Annotated in this window: 18 protein-coding genes; 9 read left to right on the forward strand and 9 right to left on the reverse strand. The window is 57.3% G+C overall.

Annotated features, from left to right (window positions below; translation table 11 throughout):
- Nucleotides 1-65 precede the first annotated feature (65 nt).
- Together chaB and ABUK12_RS03480 are read left to right on the forward strand one after the other, a co-directional pair.
- A complete protein-coding gene (gene chaB, locus ABUK12_RS03475; RefSeq protein ID WP_410014972.1) occupies nt 66-296 on the forward strand; it encodes a putative cation transport regulator ChaB in 231 nt (76 codons plus the stop codon).
- Between the two features lie 259 nt (nt 297-555).
- On the forward strand, nt 556-1,263 hold the full coding sequence (locus ABUK12_RS03480) for a gamma-glutamylcyclotransferase (protein WP_410014973.1): 708 nt from the start codon (nt 556-558) through the stop codon (nt 1,261-1,263).
- A 144-nt stretch (nt 1,264-1,407) separates the two neighbouring features.
- On the opposite strand, the gene ABUK12_RS03485 is transcribed toward ABUK12_RS03480, so the two are convergent.
- The gene (locus tag ABUK12_RS03485; RefSeq protein ID WP_410014974.1) at nt 1,408-2,703 is read right to left on the reverse strand and encodes an acyltransferase family protein; all 1,296 of its coding nucleotides are present in this window, start codon (nt 2,701-2,703) and stop codon (nt 1,408-1,410) included.
- 239 nt (nt 2,704-2,942) lie between these two features.
- Here ABUK12_RS03485 and ABUK12_RS03490 point away from each other — a divergent pair, with 239 nt between their 5' ends.
- The 4 genes from ABUK12_RS03490 to spy all read left to right on the forward strand — a co-directional run bounded on the left by ABUK12_RS03490 (nt 2,943) and on the right by spy (nt 8,174).
- Entirely contained in the window at nt 2,943-4,361 is a 1,419-nt protein-coding gene (locus ABUK12_RS03490; protein WP_410014975.1) for a YchO/YchP family invasin, read from the forward strand.
- Nucleotides 4,362-4,854: 493 nt separating this feature from the next.
- The gene (astA, locus tag ABUK12_RS03495; protein WP_410014976.1) at nt 4,855-5,955 is read left to right on the forward strand and encodes an arginine N-succinyltransferase; all 1,101 of its coding nucleotides are present in this window, start codon (nt 4,855-4,857) and stop codon (nt 5,953-5,955) included.
- Nucleotides 5,939-7,279 carry an N-succinylarginine dihydrolase gene (gene astB, locus ABUK12_RS03500; protein ID WP_410014977.1) on the forward strand — a complete coding sequence of 447 codons (1,341 nt, stop codon included), beginning with the start codon at nt 5,939-5,941 and terminating at the stop codon, nt 7,277-7,279. Before astA ends, astB begins: the two co-directional genes overlap by 17 nt.
- Nucleotides 7,280-7,682: 403 nt before the next feature.
- Entirely contained in the window at nt 7,683-8,174 is a 492-nt protein-coding gene (gene spy, locus ABUK12_RS03505) for an ATP-independent periplasmic protein-refolding chaperone Spy (RefSeq protein ID WP_410014978.1), read from the forward strand.
- 50 nt (nt 8,175-8,224) lie between these two features.
- Here the strand turns inward: spy and nadE are convergent, their stop codons facing one another.
- Nucleotides 8,225-9,049, reverse strand: a complete 825-nt coding sequence (gene nadE / locus ABUK12_RS03510; protein ID WP_410014979.1) for an ammonia-dependent NAD(+) synthetase — start codon at nt 9,047-9,049, stop codon at nt 8,225-8,227.
- 230 nt (nt 9,050-9,279) lie between these two features.
- Here nadE and osmE point away from each other — a divergent pair, with 230 nt between their 5' ends.
- Entirely contained in the window at nt 9,280-9,612 is a 333-nt protein-coding gene (gene osmE, locus ABUK12_RS03515; protein ID WP_410014980.1) for an osmotically-inducible lipoprotein OsmE, read from the forward strand.
- A gap of 120 nt (nt 9,613-9,732) precedes the next feature.
- Here osmE and katE read toward each other — a convergent pair whose 3' ends face one another.
- The 4 genes from katE to kduI form a co-directional block, all read right to left on the reverse strand.
- Nucleotides 9,733-12,006, reverse strand: coding sequence for a catalase HPII (gene katE, locus ABUK12_RS03520; RefSeq protein WP_410014981.1), 2,274 nt, complete (start codon nt 12,004-12,006; stop codon nt 9,733-9,735).
- Nucleotides 12,007-12,171: 165 nt separating this feature from the next.
- A complete protein-coding gene (locus ABUK12_RS03525; protein WP_410014982.1) occupies nt 12,172-12,741 on the reverse strand; it encodes a metal-dependent hydrolase in 570 nt (189 codons plus the stop codon).
- Between the two features lie 1,176 nt (nt 12,742-13,917).
- Nucleotides 13,918-14,679 carry a 2-dehydro-3-deoxy-D-gluconate 5-dehydrogenase KduD gene (gene kduD / locus ABUK12_RS03530; RefSeq protein WP_410014983.1) on the reverse strand — a complete coding sequence of 254 codons (762 nt, stop codon included), beginning with the start codon at nt 14,677-14,679 and terminating at the stop codon, nt 13,918-13,920.
- 81 nt (nt 14,680-14,760) lie between these two features.
- A complete protein-coding gene (kduI, locus tag ABUK12_RS03535) occupies nt 14,761-15,597 on the reverse strand; it encodes a 5-dehydro-4-deoxy-D-glucuronate isomerase (RefSeq protein ID WP_410014984.1) in 837 nt (278 codons plus the stop codon).
- A 278-nt stretch (nt 15,598-15,875) separates the two neighbouring features.
- On the opposite strand from kduI, the gene ABUK12_RS03540 reads away from it, so the two are divergent.
- On the forward strand, nt 15,876-16,208 hold the full coding sequence (locus ABUK12_RS03540; RefSeq protein WP_410014985.1) for a cupin domain-containing protein: 333 nt from the start codon (nt 15,876-15,878) through the stop codon (nt 16,206-16,208).
- Nucleotides 16,209-16,293: 85 nt separating this feature from the next.
- Here ABUK12_RS03540 and hxpB read toward each other — a convergent pair whose 3' ends face one another.
- A complete protein-coding gene (gene hxpB / locus ABUK12_RS03545) occupies nt 16,294-16,959 on the reverse strand; it encodes a hexitol phosphatase HxpB (RefSeq protein ID WP_410014986.1) in 666 nt (221 codons plus the stop codon).
- Between the two features lie 125 nt (nt 16,960-17,084).
- Here hxpB and ABUK12_RS03550 point away from each other — a divergent pair, with 125 nt between their 5' ends.
- The gene (locus ABUK12_RS03550) at nt 17,085-17,630 is read left to right on the forward strand and encodes a YniB family protein (RefSeq protein ID WP_410014987.1); all 546 of its coding nucleotides are present in this window, start codon (nt 17,085-17,087) and stop codon (nt 17,628-17,630) included.
- Nucleotides 17,631-17,670: 40 nt separating this feature from the next.
- Here ABUK12_RS03550 and ABUK12_RS03555 read toward each other — a convergent pair whose 3' ends face one another.
- Nucleotides 17,671-18,534: a fructosamine kinase family protein gene (locus ABUK12_RS03555; RefSeq protein ID WP_410014988.1), complete on the reverse strand. Its 864-nt coding sequence runs from the start codon at nt 18,532-18,534 to the stop codon at nt 17,671-17,673.
- 315 nt (nt 18,535-18,849) lie between these two features.
- Entirely contained in the window at nt 18,850-19,791 is a 942-nt protein-coding gene (gene pfkB / locus ABUK12_RS03560; protein WP_410014989.1) for a 6-phosphofructokinase II, read from the reverse strand.
- Between the last annotated feature and the right edge of the window lie 240 nt (nt 19,792-20,031).

Consider the following 20,031-nt stretch of genomic DNA (forward strand, 5'->3'; position numbering starts at 1 on the left):
GGCGCGTGCCCGCAAAGTTTCTATACTTAAGTGACACTTAGCCATGTTCGCCAAGGAGACGCACCATGCCCTATAAAAGCAATTCAGACTTACCGGACAGCGTGACCAACGTTTTACCCAAGCATGCCCAGGATATTTATCGCGAGGCGTTCAACCACGCCTGGGATCAATATGCCGATAAGTCGGAGCGGCGCGGGGATGAATCCCGCGAGAAAACCGCGCACAAGGTCGCCTGGGCGGCGGTAAAGCACGGTTACCAGAAAGGCGATGACGATCGATGGCATCCCAAGAAATAACCGGACCTGACGACCGCCATCCATTCCCGCCACCTTCCTTCCCGACAGCAGCGGCCACCCATCGCCGGATTTTAGCGCCGGGCAGGGCCGCTGCTTTTTTTAACGTGATAAAGATCAAACTTGCCAGCGTCCCGATAAACGAATAATGTCATAATGTTCACAATAAAATAATTGACTCTTACATAATTCTTATTGTTAGTGTCGGGTGAACGGCTTTACCTTAGTGTGTGGCGATTGTCAGCCGGGAGAAGAAAAACGAGTGTTAACACGTGACTTTTTACAGAAAGCCGATTGTAAAACCGCCTTCGGCATTATAGACGAGGCGCTGTTACTGTCCCCTGAACAACGCCATGCCTCACTGCAATGTACGCTTTCCCGCAGGCCGGATAATAGCCCGGTGTGGATCTTTGGTTACGGCTCTTTAATGTGGAACCCGATATTTGAAGCCGATAAAGTCAGTCCCGCAACGCTGATGGGGTGGCATCGCGCCTTTTGCCTGCGTCTTACCGCCGGGCGCGGCACCGCCACTCAGCCCGGCAGGATGCTGGCGCTCAAAGAAGGCGGCCAGACCACCGGCCTGGCCTTCAGGTTGCCGGAAGCCAAACTGCATGAGGAACTCGAACTGTTATGGAAGCGGGAAATGCTTACCGGCTGCTATATTCCCACCTGGACGGAGCTTCAGCTTGAAGGGGATGAAAAAGTCACGGCGCTGGCGTTTGTGATGGATCCAAAGCATCCTTTTTTTGAAGCGGATACCCGTTCGCAGATTATCGCCCCGTTAATTGCCTGTGCCAGCGGTCCGCTCGGTACCAATGCGCAATATTTGTTTGCGCTGGAACAAGAGCTGAATAACCACGGGATGCATGATGAATGTATGGTTGAATTAGTAAAACACGTCCGCCAACTGCTGCAGGCGCGCTCCGCTATAAACCGTCATCCCTTTGACGGCTCCCCACTGGCGCTGTGACATCACCGGCCCCCGGTACGGGGCGCCGGTTGTTCAGCAACCGCTTCATATTGAAAACCGCGACTCCCGGCTGCGAGGGCTTACCTTGACGACGTCCGGCTTACCTTTTCCCGGCCGGCATTGACCGGGAGGGCCTCGCCGTGCTCAGGAATGGGACCGATCCGGGGCGCCGATACGCCCGACCCGCGCCTCTTTGGTCAGGTAGCGTGCCACCAGGCGTTTACGCATGCGCGCCACAAACTGTTCCTGGAACAGCACGCATAGCGCGATAGTCGTCAGCATATAAATAAGGTAGCCGCCCAGGGAGGGCTGTACGTCGCCGGCCGCCGCGATGCACCCGGGCCAATCGCTGAAACAGGCTTTGGGATCGCCGCGAAAAAATTGTTCCAGGGTGCGCGCGAGATTGAACAGCGGCACATGCAGCGCAAACATGGACAGCGACGCCGCTCCCAGGCGTGTAGACCAATGCCGCAGCCATTCGCTGTCAGGCGTGCGCGCCAGGGCGCAAAGATAAATCAGCGCGATTTGCGACGGCAGCAGCAGGCCGTTATGCAGCAGGAAATACCAGTACTTGGGGCCATGGGTAAACAGCGCGGCGGCAACCAGGAAGCAGACCAGGATGAAACAGGCCATGGCGCGACGCTGCCAGCGGCTGAGAACCTGTTCTTTTAACCGGGCGCGGCGGAACAAGGCATAACCGAGTATCCCGCCAAAAAACTCCGGCACGCGAAAAATCGGCACCCGCTGCAGCAGCCCGGTATAAGGAATGCCGTATAAATGTTGCCATACCACCCAGGCCGGCGGCAGCAGGTAGAGCGCCCAGATCACCGCCAGCCAGAGCCAGGTCCTGCGCGCGTTCATCAGCCGCGGCGCAAACCAGGGGAAAAGGATATAAAAGAAAAACAGCGTGGAAAGCGACCACAGCGGCGCGTTAAAGGTCAGGAAGTAGGGGTTCCAGGCCTGGAGCATCAGCAATTGTAAAACGCTGTTGAACGCCAGTTGAGCGTTATCCATATAATGGCGGAACAGCTCCGGATTGGTTTGCCCGAGTATGTCATTGGTATCGTAGACCACGAAGCGCACGCTGGCGCCGGGCCCGTCCGGCGGGATCGCCAGCCATTGCATCAGGGCGATGACCAGGATGGAGGACACCAGCGCCACGATATGAATCGGGTAAAGGTTAAAAAAACGTTTGGCCCAGAACGTGGTGGCCGGCTCGCGCAGCTGATTGCCGCGGACGTAGACATGCGCCAGCAGGAAACCGGACAAGACAAAAAAAGAACTGGTGGCGAAAAATCCCATGCTGGTCAGTTCGCCTATTCCCCTGATGCTTTGTAGCTGGGGATAGGTATGGGCGGTATGGTAAAGCATGACATAACAACCGAGCAAAAAGCGCAGCCATTCTAAGCCATTGAATCGTTCCTTTTCTAAGGGTTTCATATCGTTATCTCCGGGCCTTAGTCTTATATGACTTTTTTGTGGCGGGCAGGTGCCGAGTAAAGCATAGCAGCTTAATAATTGTAGTTTAAAATACTGAGCTGGATAGGAGGTTCATGACCGTCACGGGTTTATGGTATAGTGCCTTTCTCGGGTTACTTTATGAGCAGTCCGGCATTGAGCCGGTCATCAAAGCACCATGCCTTGTTTACCGGGTGTGAACTGAGAGGGATATTGTCCTTATGCCCTATGTGCGTATGGATCAGGTATGCGCTTATTTTCTGCCGCTGGTGGTTGGATGCCTGGGGTGGCTCTCTTTAAGCGCAGCGGCATTGACTACGGATTCGTCCACCTCACAGAATAATTCCGTTGCAGTAAATTCCGAACACCAGAGCCTACCCGATTTAGGCGGCGGGAATTTAAACGAAAGTGAAACGGAAAAGAAACTCGCCACCCTGGCAAAACAGCTGGCCGAGGCGAACAATGACGCCAGCGATCGGTCGTGGCGTTCTTATCTGGTCGAACAGGCAAAAGAAAAAGTGTTGACGCAACTGCAGCAGCAAAGCGAAAGCATGCTGCAGCCGCTGGGGTATTCCAGCATCTCGCTCGATGTCTCGCCCCAGGGGGATCTGGCCGGCAGTTCAGGACAACTGCTGTTGCCGCTGTGGGATAATCCCAACCGGGCGCTGACGTTCAGCCAGGTCGGCGTGCAGGGGTCGGCGCAGGGCGCGGTGGCGAATATCGGCCTCGGGCAGCGCTGGAACGCCGGCCGCTGGCAGGTGGGCTATAACCTGTTTTACGACCAGTTTCTCGCCCATGACTCCCTGCGGCGCGGCGCCGTCGGCGCCGAGGCCAGCGGCGATTATCTCAGCCTGTCCACTAATTTCTATTATCCGTTGTCCGCCATGAAAGCCGAACAAAATTCCGCCAGGTTCCTGCGCCAAACGGCCGGCGGCTATGACCTGACGACGCGCGGTTACCTGCCCTTTTACCGGCAGCTGGGCGCCTCGGTCAAATATGAGCGCTACTACGGCGATAATGTGGATTTGTTTGATAGCGGCAATTATCGCAACGACCCCGCGGCGTTTGCATTTGGCGTTAATTATACCCCGGTGCCGCTGATGACCCTGACGGCCAGCCATACGCAGGGCGACAGCGGAGAATCGCAGGATAACTATGCCCTGACGGTCAATTACCGCCTGGGCGTGCCCCTGGAACAACAGCTTTCATCACGCAACGTTGCGCAGGCGCACACGCTGCGCGGCAGCCGCTATGATTTGGTGGCGCGCAACAATGCCCCGGTGCTGGCGTTCCGGCAACGAAAAACGCTGTCGGTTTTTCTCGCCACCCCGCCCTGGTCATTACACAGCGGTGAATCCCTTGAGCTTAAACCCGAGGTCGTCGCCCGCAATACCATTACCGCCGTCAGTTGGCAAGGCGATACCCACGCCCTGAGCCTGACGCCGCCCCCCCGCAGCAATCAGCCCGACGGCTGGACGATTATCATGCCGCAATGGCATGACGAGGCGGGAGCCAGCAACGAATATCATCTCTCGCTGACGGTGGAGGATGAAAAACAGCAGCGCGTCACCTCGAACTGGATTGTGCTGAAAGTCGACCCGCCGTTAGCGCTCGGAACCGCCGGCGCGGTCTTCGATTAGCCGGGCCTGGCTTACCGCGCGCGCATTATTGCGCGCCTGGAACACAGGGCCGGCGCCCTGCCATGGTGCGTTACTGCACTTTTTTAAAGCGCTGGCGCCAAGAGGGCGATGCCGCGCCGGCGTTTCGCACTTTTAATCCGTCTCTCCGGCCCCACTGTCACCCGCTGCGACGGGGTGCATAAATTATTCCCTTTAAGCGCGCAACCCCGCCGGCAATGCATAATATTCATTTTTTATTCATTAAAAATGAATAATGATGTCGTGTAACTTATTGTTTTTAAAGACACCAATAAATTTTATTCATTTATCTGGCTATAGCTGGCACGTTGTGTGCAATCTATACTCATTATCAGCTGGCGTGTTTGCCCGTGACTTGCAGGCAGGGAAAGGCCCGGCACGTTATCGGCAACCCGGCGCCCTTTTAGGTGCCCGTTTATCGTGCGATCGGTTGAAAACCGTTTTATGCCCCATGGCGTGGCGAGGAGTAGTAATTATGATGATCATCCGACCGGTAGAACACCGTGACCTGCTGGATATCCTGACGCTGGCGGGCAAGGCCGGCGCGGGACTGACCTCCCTGCCGGCGAATGAGGAGGTTTTGGCGGCCCGCATCGATCGATCGGTGCGCACCTGGCAGGGCGGCCTCGCGCGCGGCGAGCAGGGATATCTGTTCGCGCTGGAAGACAGCGACCGGGGCAAGGTGGTCGGGGTCAGCGCCATCGAGGTGGCGGTGGGCCTCAAGGAACCCTGGTATAATTTCCGCGTCGGCACCCTGGTGCATGCCTCCACGGCGTTAAATGTTTATAACGCCGTGCCGACCCTTTACCTGAGCAACGATCATACCGGCCTGAGCGAACTCTGTACGTTATTTCTCGATCCCGACTATCGCCATGGCGCCAACGGCCAGTTGCTGGTCAAGGCGCGGCTGATGTTTATGGCGGCCTTCCGCGATTATTTCGGCCAGCGCGTACTCGCCGAAATGCGCGGCTATTGCGATGAACAGGGCTATTCTCCTTTCTGGGCCAATCTGGGCCAGCGGTTTTTTTCCATTGACTTTGCCCGCGCCGATTATTTAAGCGGTACCGGCAACAAGGCGTTTATTGCCGAACTGATGCCCAAGCATCCGCTGTACGTGGATTTCCTGGCGCCGGAGGCCCGCGCAGTCATCGGCCGGGTACACCCGCAGACCGAGCCGGCCAGGGCGCTGCTGGAATCCGAGGGGCTGCGTTACCAGGGATATATCGATATTTTCGACGGCGGCCCGACGCTCGAGGCCGAAATTGATCAGATTCGCACGGTGCGCGACAGCCGCAGGGTGACGGCGCAAATCATGGCGGATGGCGACGCCGGGCGCCACAATCAAGACGCCGCCTGGTGCCTGTTGGCCAATGAGGACTACCAGGGTTTTCGCGCCGTGGCCTGCCGGTGTGAAATCGGCCGCGAATCACTGGAAATTGACCTTGCCACGGCCGCCGCGCTCGGCCTGGCGCCGGGGCAAGCGCTGCGGGCGGCGACGCTGTATGCGGACGGCCGCACGCGCGCGGGCTCAACCTCACCACAGCAAACAGGATGTGCCCATGCAGCATTGTGTTGAAGCGAACTTCGACGGCCTGGTCGGCCCCACCCATCATTATGCGGGCCTCTCCTTCGGCAACGAAGCCTCGACGCGCCACCGGCGCGAAGATGCCAATCCGCGACTGGCCGCCCGGCAAGGGCTGGCCAAAATGAAAGCGTTGTCCGACGCGGGATTTATGCAGGGGGTATTGCCGCCCCATGAACGGCCGCATTTAGCGTATTTGCGGCGTCTGGGCTTCACCGGCAACGACGCGCAGATCCTGGCGCAGGTGGCGCGCGACCACCGGCAATTGTTGTCGATACTCAGTTCCGCGTCGGCAATGTGGGTCGCCAACGCGGCCACCGTCAGCCCGTCGGCGGACAGCGCCGACGGCCGGGTGCACTTTACCCCCGCCAACCTGCATAATAAATTCCATCGCGCCATAGAGGCCGAAACCACAGGGGCTATCCTGCGGGCGGTGTTTCGAGACGCGCGCTTTTTCCGCCACCATGAGGCGTTGCCCCAGTCCGCGCTGTTCGGCGACGAGGGCGCGGCAAACCATAATCGCCTGGGACGTTATGATTCCCCGGGGGTACAAATGTTCGTGTATGGCAAAAGCGGCCTGGAGGCGGGCAGCGAACCGGGGCGTTATCCCGCCAGGCAGACGCGTGAGGCCAGCGAAGCCGTGGCGCGCCTGCACCTGCTGGCGCCGGAACGTTGTCTGATGGTCCAGCAGGATCCCGCCGTCATCGACCAGGGCGTATTCCATAATGACGTGATTTCCGTCAGCAATGAACAGGTGTTGTTTTATCATCAACAGGCGTTCGCCGGGGGAGAGGGGGTCCGTGAGCGGCTAAGCCGCGCGCTGGCGCAGCTCGGCCAGGAATTGACGGCGCTCGAAGTGCCGGCGCGGCGCGTGTCCGTGGCCGACGCGGTGGCGACCTATTTATTCAACAGCCAGTTATTAAGCCGCCGGGACGGCAAGATGACTATTGTGGTGCCGCAGGAGTGCCGCGAGCATGATGGCGTCTGGGCATATCTTAATGAGCTGGCGGCCGAAGGCCGGGCGATAGACCGGGTGAGCGTCGTCGATTTGCGCGAGAGCATGCGTAACGGCGGCGGTCCGGCGTGCCTGCGTTTGCGCGTGATCCTTACTGCGCAGGAGCAGGGCGCGGTGAATCCCGCCACGCTGATGACGCCGGCGCTGTTTGACCGCCTTAACCTCTGGGTCGACAAGCATTACCGCGACCGGCTGAATCAGGACGATCTGGCGGATCCCTCGCTGCTTAACGAGGTTCGCACCGCGCTGGACGAACTGACGCAGTTGCTGGACCTGGGCGCGATTTATCCATTCCAGCAATAAATCCATGGCTCAGGCAACCGCGCCATGGGGCGCGCTTGCCTAGGCCGCCTTGCCCGGGCCCGCAACCGGCGGGCTTGATTTATAATATGCGCCATCGGTAAATACAGAAAATAATCATTGCGGCGCGGCGGCGAGAGAAATTACTGAATATTCGTTGGCGGTGAGTAAAGTAAGAGTTATCATATTGACGTGGCTAAAACCTCATTTTATTGCCACGGAAAATAACGCTTTCCACACATAAAATCCATATTTTCTCCATGATTGCCTTAAAAGTGAGTTTCAGGCTTTAAGTTATTTACTTTTACTCGCATTACTTGAAGATAACGCGAGTACACTTATATCTGTAACGAACCCTGCCGGCGAAATTATTTTGCGGCAGACAATAATCAGATATGAGGAAATTATGCGCAAATTAACTGCTTTATTTATGGCTACTACCCTGGTGTTAGGTTCAGCTCAGTTAGCCGTCGCCGCGGACAGCAGCGCTACCGCGGCGCCAGCCGGCGATACCGCGCAAGGCGAAATGCATCATAAAGGCGGTATGCAACATCAGCGCGGCCCTATGATGGACCATATGTTTAAGGATCTTAAACTCACGGAACAACAGCGCCAGAAAATGCATGACATTGCGCGCGATTCCATGAAAGATATGAAAAAGCCATCGGCCGCCGAGCATCAGCAGATGCATGACGTGATCGCCGCCGACAGCTTTGATTCCGCCAAGGCCCAGGCCCTGGTAAATAGCATGGCGCAGGAACAAAACCAAAGAATGCTCGCCAATCTGGAAATGCAAAACAAGATGTATAATGTGTTAACGCCGGAACAAAAAGCGGAATTTAATAAAAAATTCCAGGAACGCGCGCAAAAAATGCAGCAGCGCGACGCGACTAAATAAAAGATAGCCAGAAATCATCGTTAAAAAAGCGGCCCGCGGGCCGCTTTTTTTTATCGCCAGAAATCATCAAATACCGTGATTGGCGGATGCCGTTTATGCTCGGTGCGGGCATACCAGCCTTCAATGATCTTCGCCGCCTCGGGCGCGACGGTTTTCCCTTCCAGGTAATCATCAATCATTTCATAGGTGACGCCGAGCGCCGATTCATCCGGCAGCGCCGGGCGATCCTCCTCCAGATCGGCGGTCGGGGCTTTAAGATACAGGTGCTGCGGACAGCCCAGATAGGCCAATATGGCCCGGCCCTGGCGTTTGTTCAGGCGATAGATGGGATTGATATCCGTGCCGCCGTCGCCATATTTGGTAAAAAAGCCGGTTACCGCCTCGGCCGCATGATCGGTGCCGACCACGATACCCGCGTTCATGCCGGCGATGCTGTACTGCGCTTTCATGCGTTCGCGGGCCTTTTCATTGCCCTTGATAAAATCGCTCAGGGTGATGCCAGCCTCCAGCAGCGCGGCCTCGCTGGCCAGGACGGCATTTTTGATATTTACTGTCAATACGCGATCGGGTTGGATAAAGGCGATGGCATCCCGGCAATCCGCCTCATCCTGCTGCGCGCCGTAGGGTAGGCGCACGGCGATGAATTGGTAGCGCTCATCGCCCGTTTCCCCGCGCAGTTCGCTGATGGCGGCCTGGCAAACCTTACCGGTAAGCGTCGAATCCTGCCCGCCGCTGATGCCCAGCACCAGCGTGTGGATAAAGGTATAGCGCTGCAGATAACGTTTCAGGAAATCGACGCTGACGCGAAATTCCGCGGCCGGATCGATAACGGGTTTTGCCCCTAGCGCTGCAATAATGTCTTGTTGCCGAGTCATGTGTCTATTTCCCTCGCAGGCGTCGCAACGAGTTCGACGCAAAAAAAAAGATTAATTTCCTGATTGTAAAACGAATTGGAATTTAGCGAAAGCATCAGCATGGCTAAAAACGGTTAACGGCCCCGCCGTGGGCGAACGAAAAAAAAGGTGACTTACCGTTGCGCTTAGATTTGTAAAAAAGCCTTTTGTCTTCTACACTTATCCATACATATCAAAATGAGGTGACACTTATGAATAAGAAAATTGTTATTGCCTTTACCGCCGCTACCGCGCTTACCATTCTTTCCGGTTGTACCGTTTACGATCGTGCCGACAGTTATATGAAAAAACCTGTAGTGAGTGATGTCAAAAAAGGCATGACTAAACAGCAGGCCCGTGCTATCGGGGGCATTCCGTCCACCTCCGCCACCATGATTAACGCCCGTGGTACCTGCGACTCCTATGTCCTGGGCACACGCGACGGCAAGCCGATTAACTATTTCGTCAGCTACGACCAAAATAATATTGTCCTGAATAAGGGCTTCCAGAGCTGCCAGGAATACGATACCAACCCGCAAAAATAATGCTGTAATGATCGCCGGGTAGGAAAAGTGATGGGCGATAAGTGAATTTTTTCACTTATCGCCCATTTCGTTTTTCACCGCCAGGCGCGCGCGACGGACGCCTGGCGGTGACCGCGCCCGCTAAGCCGGCACGCCGTCAATTTTGCTAATCCGCGACCATACCCGGTGCAGCTTCAGCTGATCCAGAAAATCCTGCATCAGCCGGCCTTGTGTGGCGGCGCCTTCACAAATGCCGTCCTCCGGCAGATCGGTCAGCCCCAGGGGCTGTTTAAACCGATTGGCGTCACCGCTAAGGCCGATGACTTTCAGATGCTTGTAGGCTTCCAGAATATAATGCCGCGCGGCGCCGCTGAGCAGCAAGGCGTCCAGGTTGCCGTCCGGCACGATAACCCCGTCGACCGTAATCGAGGGCGATCCGTCAAAGGTGGCGTCGATAGGCAGCGTAGAGCCGTCGTTCGCCACCACGTTGCCGCCGTGCGAGGCCAGTATTTTGGCATGCACGCCTTCCGCCTTCAGTGCCTGCAATGCCTCCAGCACGTCGGCGGCGTCGACGCCGTCGCTGACCAGCAGCGCCACCTGGCGGCCTTTCAGCGCGCCGCTGCCGGTGGCATACAGGCTAAGGGTCGGATCTTGCGCTACGCCATTGACCGGTTTGGGCGGCGGCGTGTTAAGCGCATCGTCGGAAAGCCGGATGCCGAGTTTGGCGGCGACCTGTTTGGCCAGCTCCACGTCGACGCGGGTCAGCAAATCCACGACTCGCTCGCGAATATAGGCGCGGCCGACCTTGCCCAGCTCAAAGCTGAAGGCATCGACGATATGCTGCTGCTCGGCCGGGGTCTGGCTGAGCCAGAACAGGCGGGGATGCGAGAAGTATTCCAGGAACGAGTCGCTGCGCTCGCGAATTTTATGGCCGTCCACCCGTTCCTGATAAGACGCGAAACCGCCGTTTTCCGCCGCCGGCGCGGTTTCCCGCGGCCAGTTGTCATTGATGGAGTTGGGTCCATGGGCGGCGGGATTGGTGTCTATATCCTGGCGGTGCATACCGTCGCGCTGGAAATTATGATAAGGACAGACCGGACGGTTTATCGGGATTTCATGGAAGTTCGGCCCGCCGAGCCGGCTGATTTGCGTATCGGTATAAGAGAATAACCGGCCCTGCAGCAGCGGATCGTTGGTAAAATCAATGCCGGGCACGATGTGGCCGGGGTGAAACGCCACCTGTTCGGTTTCCGCGAAAAAATTGTCCGGATTGCGGTTCAGCGTCATTTTACCCACGATTTCCACCGGCACCAGCGCCTCGGGGATCAGCTTGGTGGGATCGAGCAGATCGAAGTCGAACTTATGCTCGTCTGCTTCCGGTATCAGCTGCAGGCCCAGTTCGTATTCCGGATAGTCGCCGGCCTCGATGGCGTCCCACAGGTCGCGCCGGTGGAAATCAGCATCCTTACCGGCCAGTTTTTGCGCTTCATCCCAGACCAGCGATGCTTTACCCGCCAGGGGTTTCCAATGGAAACGCACAAAGGTGGCTTTGCCCTGGGCATTGATCAGGCGGAAGGTGTGGATGCCGAATCCTTCCATGGTGCGGTAGCTGCGTGGAATGCCGCGGTCGGACATGGCCCAGAAGACATTGTGCAGGGTTTCCGGCTGAAGGGAGACGTAATCCCAGAATGTGTCATGCGCGGAACCGCCCTGGGGCATTTCGTTATGCGGCTCGGGTTTGACCGCATGCACGAAATCTGGAAATTTAACCGCGTCCTGGATAAAAAATACCGGCGTATTATTGCCCACCAGATCGAAGTTGCCCTCCTGGGTATAAAATTTAGTGGCGAAACCGCGGATATCGCGCACGGTGTCCGCCGACCCGCGGGAACCCTGTACCGTGGAAAAACGTACGTATACCGGCGTTTTCACCGCCGGATCGCTGAGAAATCCGGCTTTGGTTATCTCGGTCAGCGGACGGTAGACCTCAAACACGCCGTGTGCGGCGGAGCCGCGGGCGTGGACGATACGTTCGGGGATGCGCTCATGGTCAAAATGGGTGATTTTTTCGCGCAGGATAAAATCTTCCAGCAGGGTCGGTCCGCGCTTGCCGGCGCGCAGCGAATTCTGGTCGTCGGATATTTTTAAGCCCTGATCGGTGGTCAGGGGTTGCTGATACCCTGATTTACGATGCGGCTGCAGCGCGTCAAGCTTGGCATTGCTGTTTTGCGGGCTTTTAACCGAGCCCGAGACGGTGGGCTGTTTACCCGGCTCCGATGTGCCGGGCTGCGCCAGATGGCTGTTGTCGTCCGGCGCGAGATGGCCCAGCCCGGGCTGCGCCGAACTGCCGTCGGGGGCGGGGGCCTGATGGGTTAGGGGGGTTTTGCCTTGTGAAGGGTCGGTGGGTTTTGACATAGTCGATTGCTCCTCTTACCAGTGTAATGGCAAACAGTGGCTGGTCCGCGGTTATGGTTATCTGAGCGGTAGATCAACTATAGAACAGTTTTTTCGGGGAACCGGCGCGCGGCGCGCAATTGCCCGGTATTTTCTGAAAAGATGATATTGTCTGCAAAACGGCCATTAGAAATTACCGCGCACCTTGGACCATAACGCCGCAACGGAATCCGGGATGGGCATGCGGGTGCCCAGCGGCGCGCCCTGCGGATGCTGCACGGCGAAAATCAGTACCGCCACGCACAGCACCCGCTCAAGCTGGTTGCCTTTTTGCGGATACAATACCGGCAGGCGGAACCGCCAGCGGCAGGGCCAGAGCAGCGGAACGCCGGCCGGCGTCAGCATATCGGCGAGGATATGGCTGAGATAACCAATAATCATGCCGTGGAACGCGTCCAGCGGGATAAGCATTCCCGGGTCGAGTTTCAGGGTAAAGAGCACGATGCCGGCGATGATGGCCAGCAGGCTATGGGTAAAACCGCGATGACCGAAGACGCGGGCGATGGGCAGCGAGATCCACTTCAGGCGTTGGCCGAGGAAGGAACGGGGATGATCGATGTCGGGCAGCAGGCAGGTTACCAGGCCGCCGGCCACGATATGCCACCAGTCGCCGTGGGCAAGCGCGGGCGAGAGCTCCATTTTTTTGGCTAAAATGGTGCTCGCCAGAGCGAAGATAAGATGCCCTTCAGCGGTCATAGCGGATGCGATCGATTAAACTGGTCATTTGTCCAGTATAAAGGAATCCGGCTACGGCGGGAATAGGTTACCTTGTAACAAATAAAAAACCCCGCGGCGCGGGGTCTTGCCACCGGGCTTATCCAGTGCGGGTGATGGCAGGCCTTTTGCGCGATGGTGTCTCGTTGAGGCGGGGAAACCCCACCCGATAAAACGCCATAGGGACAGATTCCGTTTCATCCACTGTGTGTAGATTTGGCGATCGCCGCCCTGGGGTGTTATGCGGCCGATAGGGTCTGGTGATATTGGACAGCCGTGCAGATGACGGTCGCCGCGGTGAGGGTTTCGCTGGCGGTTTGCAGGGTGATGTCTGTGGCCGCAGCGTGAGTTTTGCTGGCGGTTTACGGGGTGGTGTATGTGGCCGCGGTGAGGGTTTCGCTTGCCGTGCGTGAGGTGTTCATATGTATTGCCGGGCGCCGGCAAGCGACAAAGAGGCCGTACCGCGACGGCCTCCTTGACCTCCGCGCGCCCGGCAGGTCGCGCGTCGCTGCGCGATGCCTTCCGTCGCCCATGCCCCCGTGATGCACCGGCCCGGTATGCGCTCCCGGCGCAACCGGGCCTTTCGCCGCTCCCGGCGGCTCATGCCGGGGTCACAGACGCCGTCAGCGCGCTTTATGCCGGTCCACATGTCGCTGTTGGCAATGCGTTTTATGAAACGACAGCGGCGCTGTTGCTTGGGATAGTGTCTGGTGTCGGGTATGTAACTACATACCACTAAGGAACCCAAAACGCCATTTTACTCACAGACGATGGTGTTGACGTGGTGCCGGCATAGAGTGCGCCGGCAGCGCGCATCGCGGCTGGATGAGCCGCCGGGAGCGGCGAAAGCTAAGGGCCGCGCCGGGAGCGCGTCCCGTGCGGTCCACAAGCCGTGATGGGCGATGCCGGGAACCGCGCAGCGGCGCACGCACTGCCGGACGCGTGGAGATCAAGGAGGCCGTCGCGGTACGGCCTTCTTGTCGCTTGCCGGTACCGGGCAGGACATAAAACACCCTCACGCACGGCAAGCGAAACCTTCCCGAGATGACATATGCCCTACCGCAAGCTACCGCAATACTGTGACCCGGGCGGACGGGAAAAACACGCCCTAAGGCGCGCCTTCCCTTTACCACGCCTTGGGGGCGGGTGGGCGCGGGCTTATCGCGCCAGCCAGCCGCCATCCACGGCGATGGTATAGCCGTTGATATAATCGGACGCGGTGGAGGCCAGGAATATGGCCGGTCCTTTCAGATCGTCCGGCAAACCCCAGCGACCGGCGGGGATGCGTTCCAGGATTTCTTTGCTGCGGCCTTCGTCGGCACGCAGTTGCTGGGTATTATTCGTGGCCATGTAACCCGGCGCGATGGCGTTGACATTGATGTTATGCTTAGCCCATTCGTTGGCCAGCAGGCGGGTAACGCCCATGACAGCGCTTTTCGACGCGGTGTAGGAAGGCACGCGGATCCCGCCCTGGAAGGACAGCATGGAGGCGATATTGATGATTTTGCCCCCTTTGCCCTGCTTGATAAACTGGCGCGCAACCGCCTGCGACATAAAGAACACGGTTTTGATATTGATGTTCATGACGTCGTCCCAGTTCTTTTCGCTGAACTCGATGGCGTCTTCGCGACGGATAATGCCCGCGTTGTTGACCAGGATATCGATATGGCCGTATTCAGCCACTGATTTCTCAATGATGCCCGGGATATCGTCGATTTTGGTTAAATCAGCGGTCAGGCTCAGGAAACGACGGCCAAGGGCGGTCACTTTGGCGATGGTTTCTTCAGGGTCGACGATGTTGACGCCAACGATATCACAGCCGGCTTCCGCCAGGCCGATAGCCATGCCCTGACCCAGGCCGGTGTCGCAACCGGTAATCAGCGCCACTTTACCCTGCAAATTGAATGAATCTAAAATCATACCAGAACCTCATTGCTGGCGGCGGTAGGACATCGCCAGCGTAGTGTGTTTAAAGGGCCGGAACACGCCGGCCGGGGATAATTAGCGGATTTCGCTGACTTTTACGTGGTCCATATCGTCGAAAACCTGATTTTCGCCGACCATGCCCCAGATAAAGGTATAGTTTTTCGTGCCCACGCCGGCATGGATCGACCAGCTCGGTGAAATCACCGCCTGTTCGTTATGCACCAGCAGGTGACGTGTTTGCTGCGGTTGGCCCATCATATGGAATACCGCGGTTTCTTCATCCATATCAAAATAGAAATAGACTTCCATGCGGCGTTCATGGGTATGGCACGGCATGGTGTTCCACAAGTTGCCTTCAGCCAGCTTGGTCAAACCCATGGTTAGCTGGCAGGTCGGCAATACGTCGGGAACAATAAATTTATTGATGGTGCGCAGATTGCTGGTGGCGTTGTCGCCGATGGTCTGCGGCGAGGCTTCGGCCAGCGTGATTTTACGGCTGGGGTAAGTCATATGGGCCGGGGCGCTGTTATAGTAAAACTTCGCGGGTTTAGCGGCGTCGACGCTGGTGAACTGCACGTCTTTGGCGCCCATGCCCACATACAGGGCTTCCTGGTGGCCGATCTCGTAGGTTTTGCCGTCGACGACAATCACCCCGGGGCCGCCGATATTAATGACACCCAGCTCGCGGCGTTCCAGGAAATAACTCACGCCCAGCTGTTTACCGACTTCGCCGCCGATGGTCACCGCTTTGGTGACCGGCTTGATGCCGCCGACGATAATGCGATCGATATGGCTATAAGTCATGGTGTAGGCATCTTCTTCGAAGATCTTTTCGATCATGAACTGGCTGCGCAGGCCTTCGGTATCCAGTTGTTTAGCGTGATCGCTGTGAATGCTTTGGCGAACTTGCATAGTCGTAATGCCTCTCTTTCAGAATATGTACGTGGTATGGCTTTGACCCGGGGGAAAGCGTTGCCCTTTTATTGCTGAAATGATAGTGCTACCGGGATGTGAATTCAATAAAAATGAAATATTGTTTTATTTATTTTATGAGGAGCGTCATGCTTTTGATGTTTTTCGGTTTCATTCCAGAAGCCGGACCTTAAAATAAAGCGGTGGAAATACGTCGTATCCCGTCGCGTCCTTCGTCAGGATCGCGCCGGAATGGGTTGGTTAATGGAGAACAAAGCATGAAGACTTTTTATATTGACGAAGAAACGCCGTGGGAAGCCGTGGGCGAGGGCGTTAAACGCAAAATCATGACCTGGAGCGACGACCTGATGATGGTCTGCGTGCATTTTGCCAAGGGCGCTATCGGCACGCCGCATCAGCATGACATCCACGATCAGATTGCCTACGTTGCCGCCGGCAGCTTCAAGGTGACCATCGAAGGCCAGGAGCGGATACTGAAAACCGGCGATGCCTACCGCGCGGTAAAGCATGAGATGCACGGCGTGGTGGCGCTGGAGGATAATAGCGTGCTGATTGATACCTTTACGCCCAAGCGCGACGATTTTCTCTGAATCACGCCCGCCCGCCGCGTGGCGCCCGCACGTGAGTTTTCAGGTGGCTCCCTGCGCGGCGGAAGTGACGGCGATGCCGGCGGGGTTAACGGAAATGTTCGGGCGTTATTTCCGCCAGCGATGCCAGCCTGACGTCCGCCAGCACCCAGCGGGGATCGGCGCGAAAGGCGATATCGGGCACGACTATCGAGCGCATCCGCGCCGCTTTGGTGGCAATCATGCCATTGAAGGAATCTTCCAGGGTGGTACAGCGCTCAGGCGCGACGCCCAGGCTTAACGCCGCCTGGATATAGACTTCAGGATGCGGTTTGCTGTAAGGCAGGTTCTGCGCCGATGCCAGATGGTCGAAATAATGGCGCAGGTCAAACATCTCCAGCACATGTTCCAGCATAAACAGCGGTGACGCCGAGGCCATGCCAATCTTCATGCCGCAATCCCTGGCGGTCTCCAGCGCATGGGCGACCCCGGGCAGCAGCGGACGGCGTTCATCCACCAACGCCAACGCGCGCTGAATGATGCTGTTGCTGACTTCCTCCAGAGAAGCCCCCTGCCACGGACTTAGCTGATACCAGGCCTTCACCACCTGATCGATGCGCATACCCAATGTATCCGGAATCGCGTCATGCACCGACACGTCCATGCCCATGGCGGCGAAGACATCCAGCTCAGCCTGATGCCATAAGGGCTCGGAGTCGATAATCAGTCCATCCATATCAAATATTACAGCTTCCTTGGGTAGGGTTAACGCCATACCTTGGGCTCCTGTTTGCAAAAAAAGGGCGAGGAAAGAGGGTAGCACCAATAAAACACAGCAGAAAAGGTAAATTATAGATAAACTTAAGGGCTATGGTTGGCGTCGTTTAACAAGGGGAACGCATGACGTATCAACAAGCTGGCCGCCTGGCCGTGATCAAACGCCTCGCGGGATGGATTATTTTTATACCGGCTTTACTTTCTACCGTGATTTCTATCCTGAAATTTCTCTATCAGCATAGTGAGCAAAATAAGGGAATCAATGCGGTAATGGCTGATTTTTTCCATGTCATGATAGATATGCTGCGTTTTAACACCTCATTTCTGAATGTTTTCTGGTACAACTCGCCGCAACCGGTGTTCGATGGCCAGGGGTTTAGCGCTAACCTGATGTTCTGGCTCATTTATTTCCTGATTTTTGTCGGCCTGGCCCTGCAGGCTTCCGGCGCGCGCATGTCGCGCCAGGTCAGGCACGTGCGCGAAGGGGTCGAGGATCAGATGGTGCTGGAGCAGGCCCGCGGCAGCCAGGGGCTGAGTCGTACCCAGCTGGAGGAAAAGATCGTGATGCCGCGGCATACGATTTTGCTGCAATTTTTTCCTTTATACATCCTGCCCATTATCCTGGCGGTGGTGGGCTATTTTGTCCTCAAGCTTCTCGGCATGCTCTGAAGACGCGCGGGCAGCCGCAGGGCCGCCCGCATGGCTCCGCTTAATCACTGCTCAGTATTTTATCCAGAGCTTCGTTGGCGATGGCGATATGCTCGCCGCCAAACAGGTTGGCCCGGTTCAACAGGTAATAGAGCTGGTAAAGCGGCTGTCGTTCGATAAACCCCTTATCCAGCGGCCACACGCTCTGATAACCGTCGTAAATTTGCGGCAGCAGCCGATCATAGAGCGGCAGCATGGCCAAATCACATTCGCGATCGCCCCAATAACACGCCGGATCGTATAAAAAACCACCCTGAGCGCTGTTGGCGCAATTATCCGGCCACAGATCGCCGTGCAGCAGTGAAGGCTGGGGCTGTCGATCGTGCAGGCGGTCCGCGACCTGGGCGATAATCTTATCAATATCGCCAAAATAGAGCCCTTTTTCCGCCGCCAACTGCAGTTGCCAGCCGATACGCTGTTCGGCGTAGAACACCGACCAGCGGCGCTGCCAGGCGTTGGGCTGCGTTACGGTGGAGAGGTCATTGTCAAAATCCAGGCCGAACTGCGGCTGCTCGCTCCATTGATGCAGCCGGGCAAGCTGCTGGCCGAGGCAATAGGCCCCGTGGGCGTCAAAAGGGCGCTCCACCAGGAATTCGAGCAGCAAAAAGCTTTCATCCTTGGCGCTGCCGACGCCGTACACCTCCGGTACCCGCACCGTATGGCTACGGGCCAGCATCGCCAGCTGATCGGCCTCGTTGGTGAATTTTTGCAGCAGCTCGCGCGTATCGGACTTTACAAACACCGCGTGTTCGCCGTAACGGAGATACCAGGCGGCGTGTAACTCCCCGCCGGGCAGTTCCCGCCGTTCGCTGATTTCATCCCTGTTAAATTTTTCTGCCAACATGGTGCTAATGGCGTGCCACATCGTCATATCCCCCTACAGTCGTTTTGCCGATAAGGTATGAATTTTTTGATGACAACTCGGTGACAACTTCGCAAAAACAAGCAGCGCGGCGCAACCGCCGGCGATGCGGCGACGATGAGCCTTGGAGCGAACCGGCAACTGCACGGCCTGAAACGGCGCGTACCGGGTTCAAAAGAAAGGGCTTAATCTAAAAAGCCGGACGAGCGGCTAGCGCAGGGCGCCGTTCCGTCAAGCGTTGAGAGAGTGTTGTTGCGAACGCCGCCGATGTCAACTGCTAATTCTGCAACCGATATCCGGCGGCGTGGGCTTAGGGTCTTAGATCATACTTTCCCGACGCAGGTAATCATAGATACGTCCGGTATCTTCCAGGGTACATAAGCGGGTGCCTTTATGCAGCGTGGCCGCGCTGCCCGCCGCGACGCCGTAGCGCACCATATCCAGCAAATCCGCGCCGTCGGCCAGTTTCAGCGTCATGGCGCCCACCATGCTGTCGCCGGCGCCGACGGTGCTCATTTTTTTAACCGGCGGCGGCACCACCTGGAACACATTATCCTTATCCACCGCCAGCGCGCCCTGGGGACCGAGCGACACCACCACCCGCTGGGTTTTGCCCTGTCTGATGATTTCCAGGGCCGCCTGCCTTACCGCGTCGGGATCGTTCAGTTCACGGTTGACCAGTTCGGCCAGTTCTTTTTGATTCGGCTTGACCAGCGCCAGGCTGCCGACATCCAGGCAGGCTTTCAGCGCCGGACCCGAGCTGTCGACGATACACTGCAGTCCCAGGCGTTGCGCCTCGCGCAACAGATGCTGCAGGTTTTCCACGCTCACACCCGGCGGCAGGCTACCGCTTATCACCAGCAGCGAGCCTTGCGGCAGTCCCGACAGATGGCCTTCGAACCGCTGGAATTCATCCGCCGTCAATCGTGCGCCGGGCATGACAAAGCGATACTGCTCGCCGGTGCTCGCCACGTGGACATGCAGGTTCTGCCGCGTCCAGTCCTGGGTTTCCAGCGCGACGGCGGTGACGCCCTCCGCGGTCAACAGATCGGCCAGGTGCCGTCCCGTAGGGCCGCCGACGGGAAAAAGCGCCGTGGCCCGTCCCCCCAGATGCACGATCGCCCGCGCCACATTGATACCGCCGCCGCCCGGCTCGAACTGGGGCGCGGAGCAGCGCAGCTTGCCTTCGGCATACATGCGGTCGGTGGTGGTGGCGCTATCCAGCGAAGGCGCCAGGGTCAGGGTCGTTATTTGGGTCATAACAATCTCCTTATAATGAAATGGCTCCCAGCATAGCACCAATCGCCACCCGTCCCAGGCGCGTAAAAAGCGGCGCTGTCATTATTTTTATTTTTTCGCTCAAGTTTCTGCCCCGCCGGACGATATAGGCATAGACGATTGAGGGGGAACGCGATGAATAGCAAATCAGAACAACGTTGGAAGTGGATTAGCCTGCTTTTACTGGTCGTTTTAGCCGGATTGTCAGGCGTCTTGATGCAG

The sequence above is a fragment of the Sodalis sp. C49 genome, from assembly GCF_046352915.1.
Taxonomy (GTDB): Bacteria; Pseudomonadota; Gammaproteobacteria; order Enterobacterales; family Enterobacteriaceae; genus Acerihabitans.

What these genes read in the sequence shown, in the direction of transcription:
- chaB (WP_410014972.1), top strand. Translation starts at nt 66, where the DNA reads ATGCCCTATAAAAGCAATTCAGACTTACCGGACAGCGTGACCAACGTT.
- ABUK12_RS03485 (WP_410014974.1), bottom strand. Translation starts at nt 2,703, where the DNA reads ATGAAACCCTTAGAAAAGGAACGATTCAATGGCTTAGAATGGCTGCGC.
- ABUK12_RS03490 (WP_410014975.1), top strand. Translation starts at nt 2,943, where the DNA reads ATGCCCTATGTGCGTATGGATCAGGTATGCGCTTATTTTCTGCCGCTG.
- astA (WP_410014976.1), top strand. Translation starts at nt 4,855, where the DNA reads ATGATGATCATCCGACCGGTAGAACACCGTGACCTGCTGGATATCCTG.
- astB (WP_410014977.1), top strand. Translation starts at nt 5,939, where the DNA reads ATGCAGCATTGTGTTGAAGCGAACTTCGACGGCCTGGTCGGCCCCACC.
- spy (WP_410014978.1), top strand. Translation starts at nt 7,683, where the DNA reads ATGCGCAAATTAACTGCTTTATTTATGGCTACTACCCTGGTGTTAGGT.
- nadE (WP_410014979.1), bottom strand. Translation starts at nt 9,049, where the DNA reads ATGACTCGGCAACAAGACATTATTGCAGCGCTAGGGGCAAAACCCGTT.
- osmE (WP_410014980.1), top strand. Translation starts at nt 9,280, where the DNA reads ATGAATAAGAAAATTGTTATTGCCTTTACCGCCGCTACCGCGCTTACC.
- katE (WP_410014981.1), bottom strand. Translation starts at nt 12,006, where the DNA reads ATGTCAAAACCCACCGACCCTTCACAAGGCAAAACCCCCCTAACCCAT.
- ABUK12_RS03525 (WP_410014982.1), bottom strand. Translation starts at nt 12,741, where the DNA reads ATGACCGCTGAAGGGCATCTTATCTTCGCTCTGGCGAGCACCATTTTA.
- kduD (WP_410014983.1), bottom strand. Translation starts at nt 14,679, where the DNA reads ATGATTTTAGATTCATTCAATTTGCAGGGTAAAGTGGCGCTGATTACC.
- kduI (WP_410014984.1), bottom strand. Translation starts at nt 15,597, where the DNA reads ATGCAAGTTCGCCAAAGCATTCACAGCGATCACGCTAAACAACTGGAT.
- ABUK12_RS03540 (WP_410014985.1), top strand. Translation starts at nt 15,876, where the DNA reads ATGAAGACTTTTTATATTGACGAAGAAACGCCGTGGGAAGCCGTGGGC.
- hxpB (WP_410014986.1), bottom strand. Translation starts at nt 16,959, where the DNA reads ATGGCGTTAACCCTACCCAAGGAAGCTGTAATATTTGATATGGATGGA.
- ABUK12_RS03550 (WP_410014987.1), top strand. Translation starts at nt 17,085, where the DNA reads ATGACGTATCAACAAGCTGGCCGCCTGGCCGTGATCAAACGCCTCGCG.
- ABUK12_RS03555 (WP_410014988.1), bottom strand. Translation starts at nt 18,534, where the DNA reads ATGTGGCACGCCATTAGCACCATGTTGGCAGAAAAATTTAACAGGGAT.
- pfkB (WP_410014989.1), bottom strand. Translation starts at nt 19,791, where the DNA reads ATGACCCAAATAACGACCCTGACCCTGGCGCCTTCGCTGGATAGCGCC.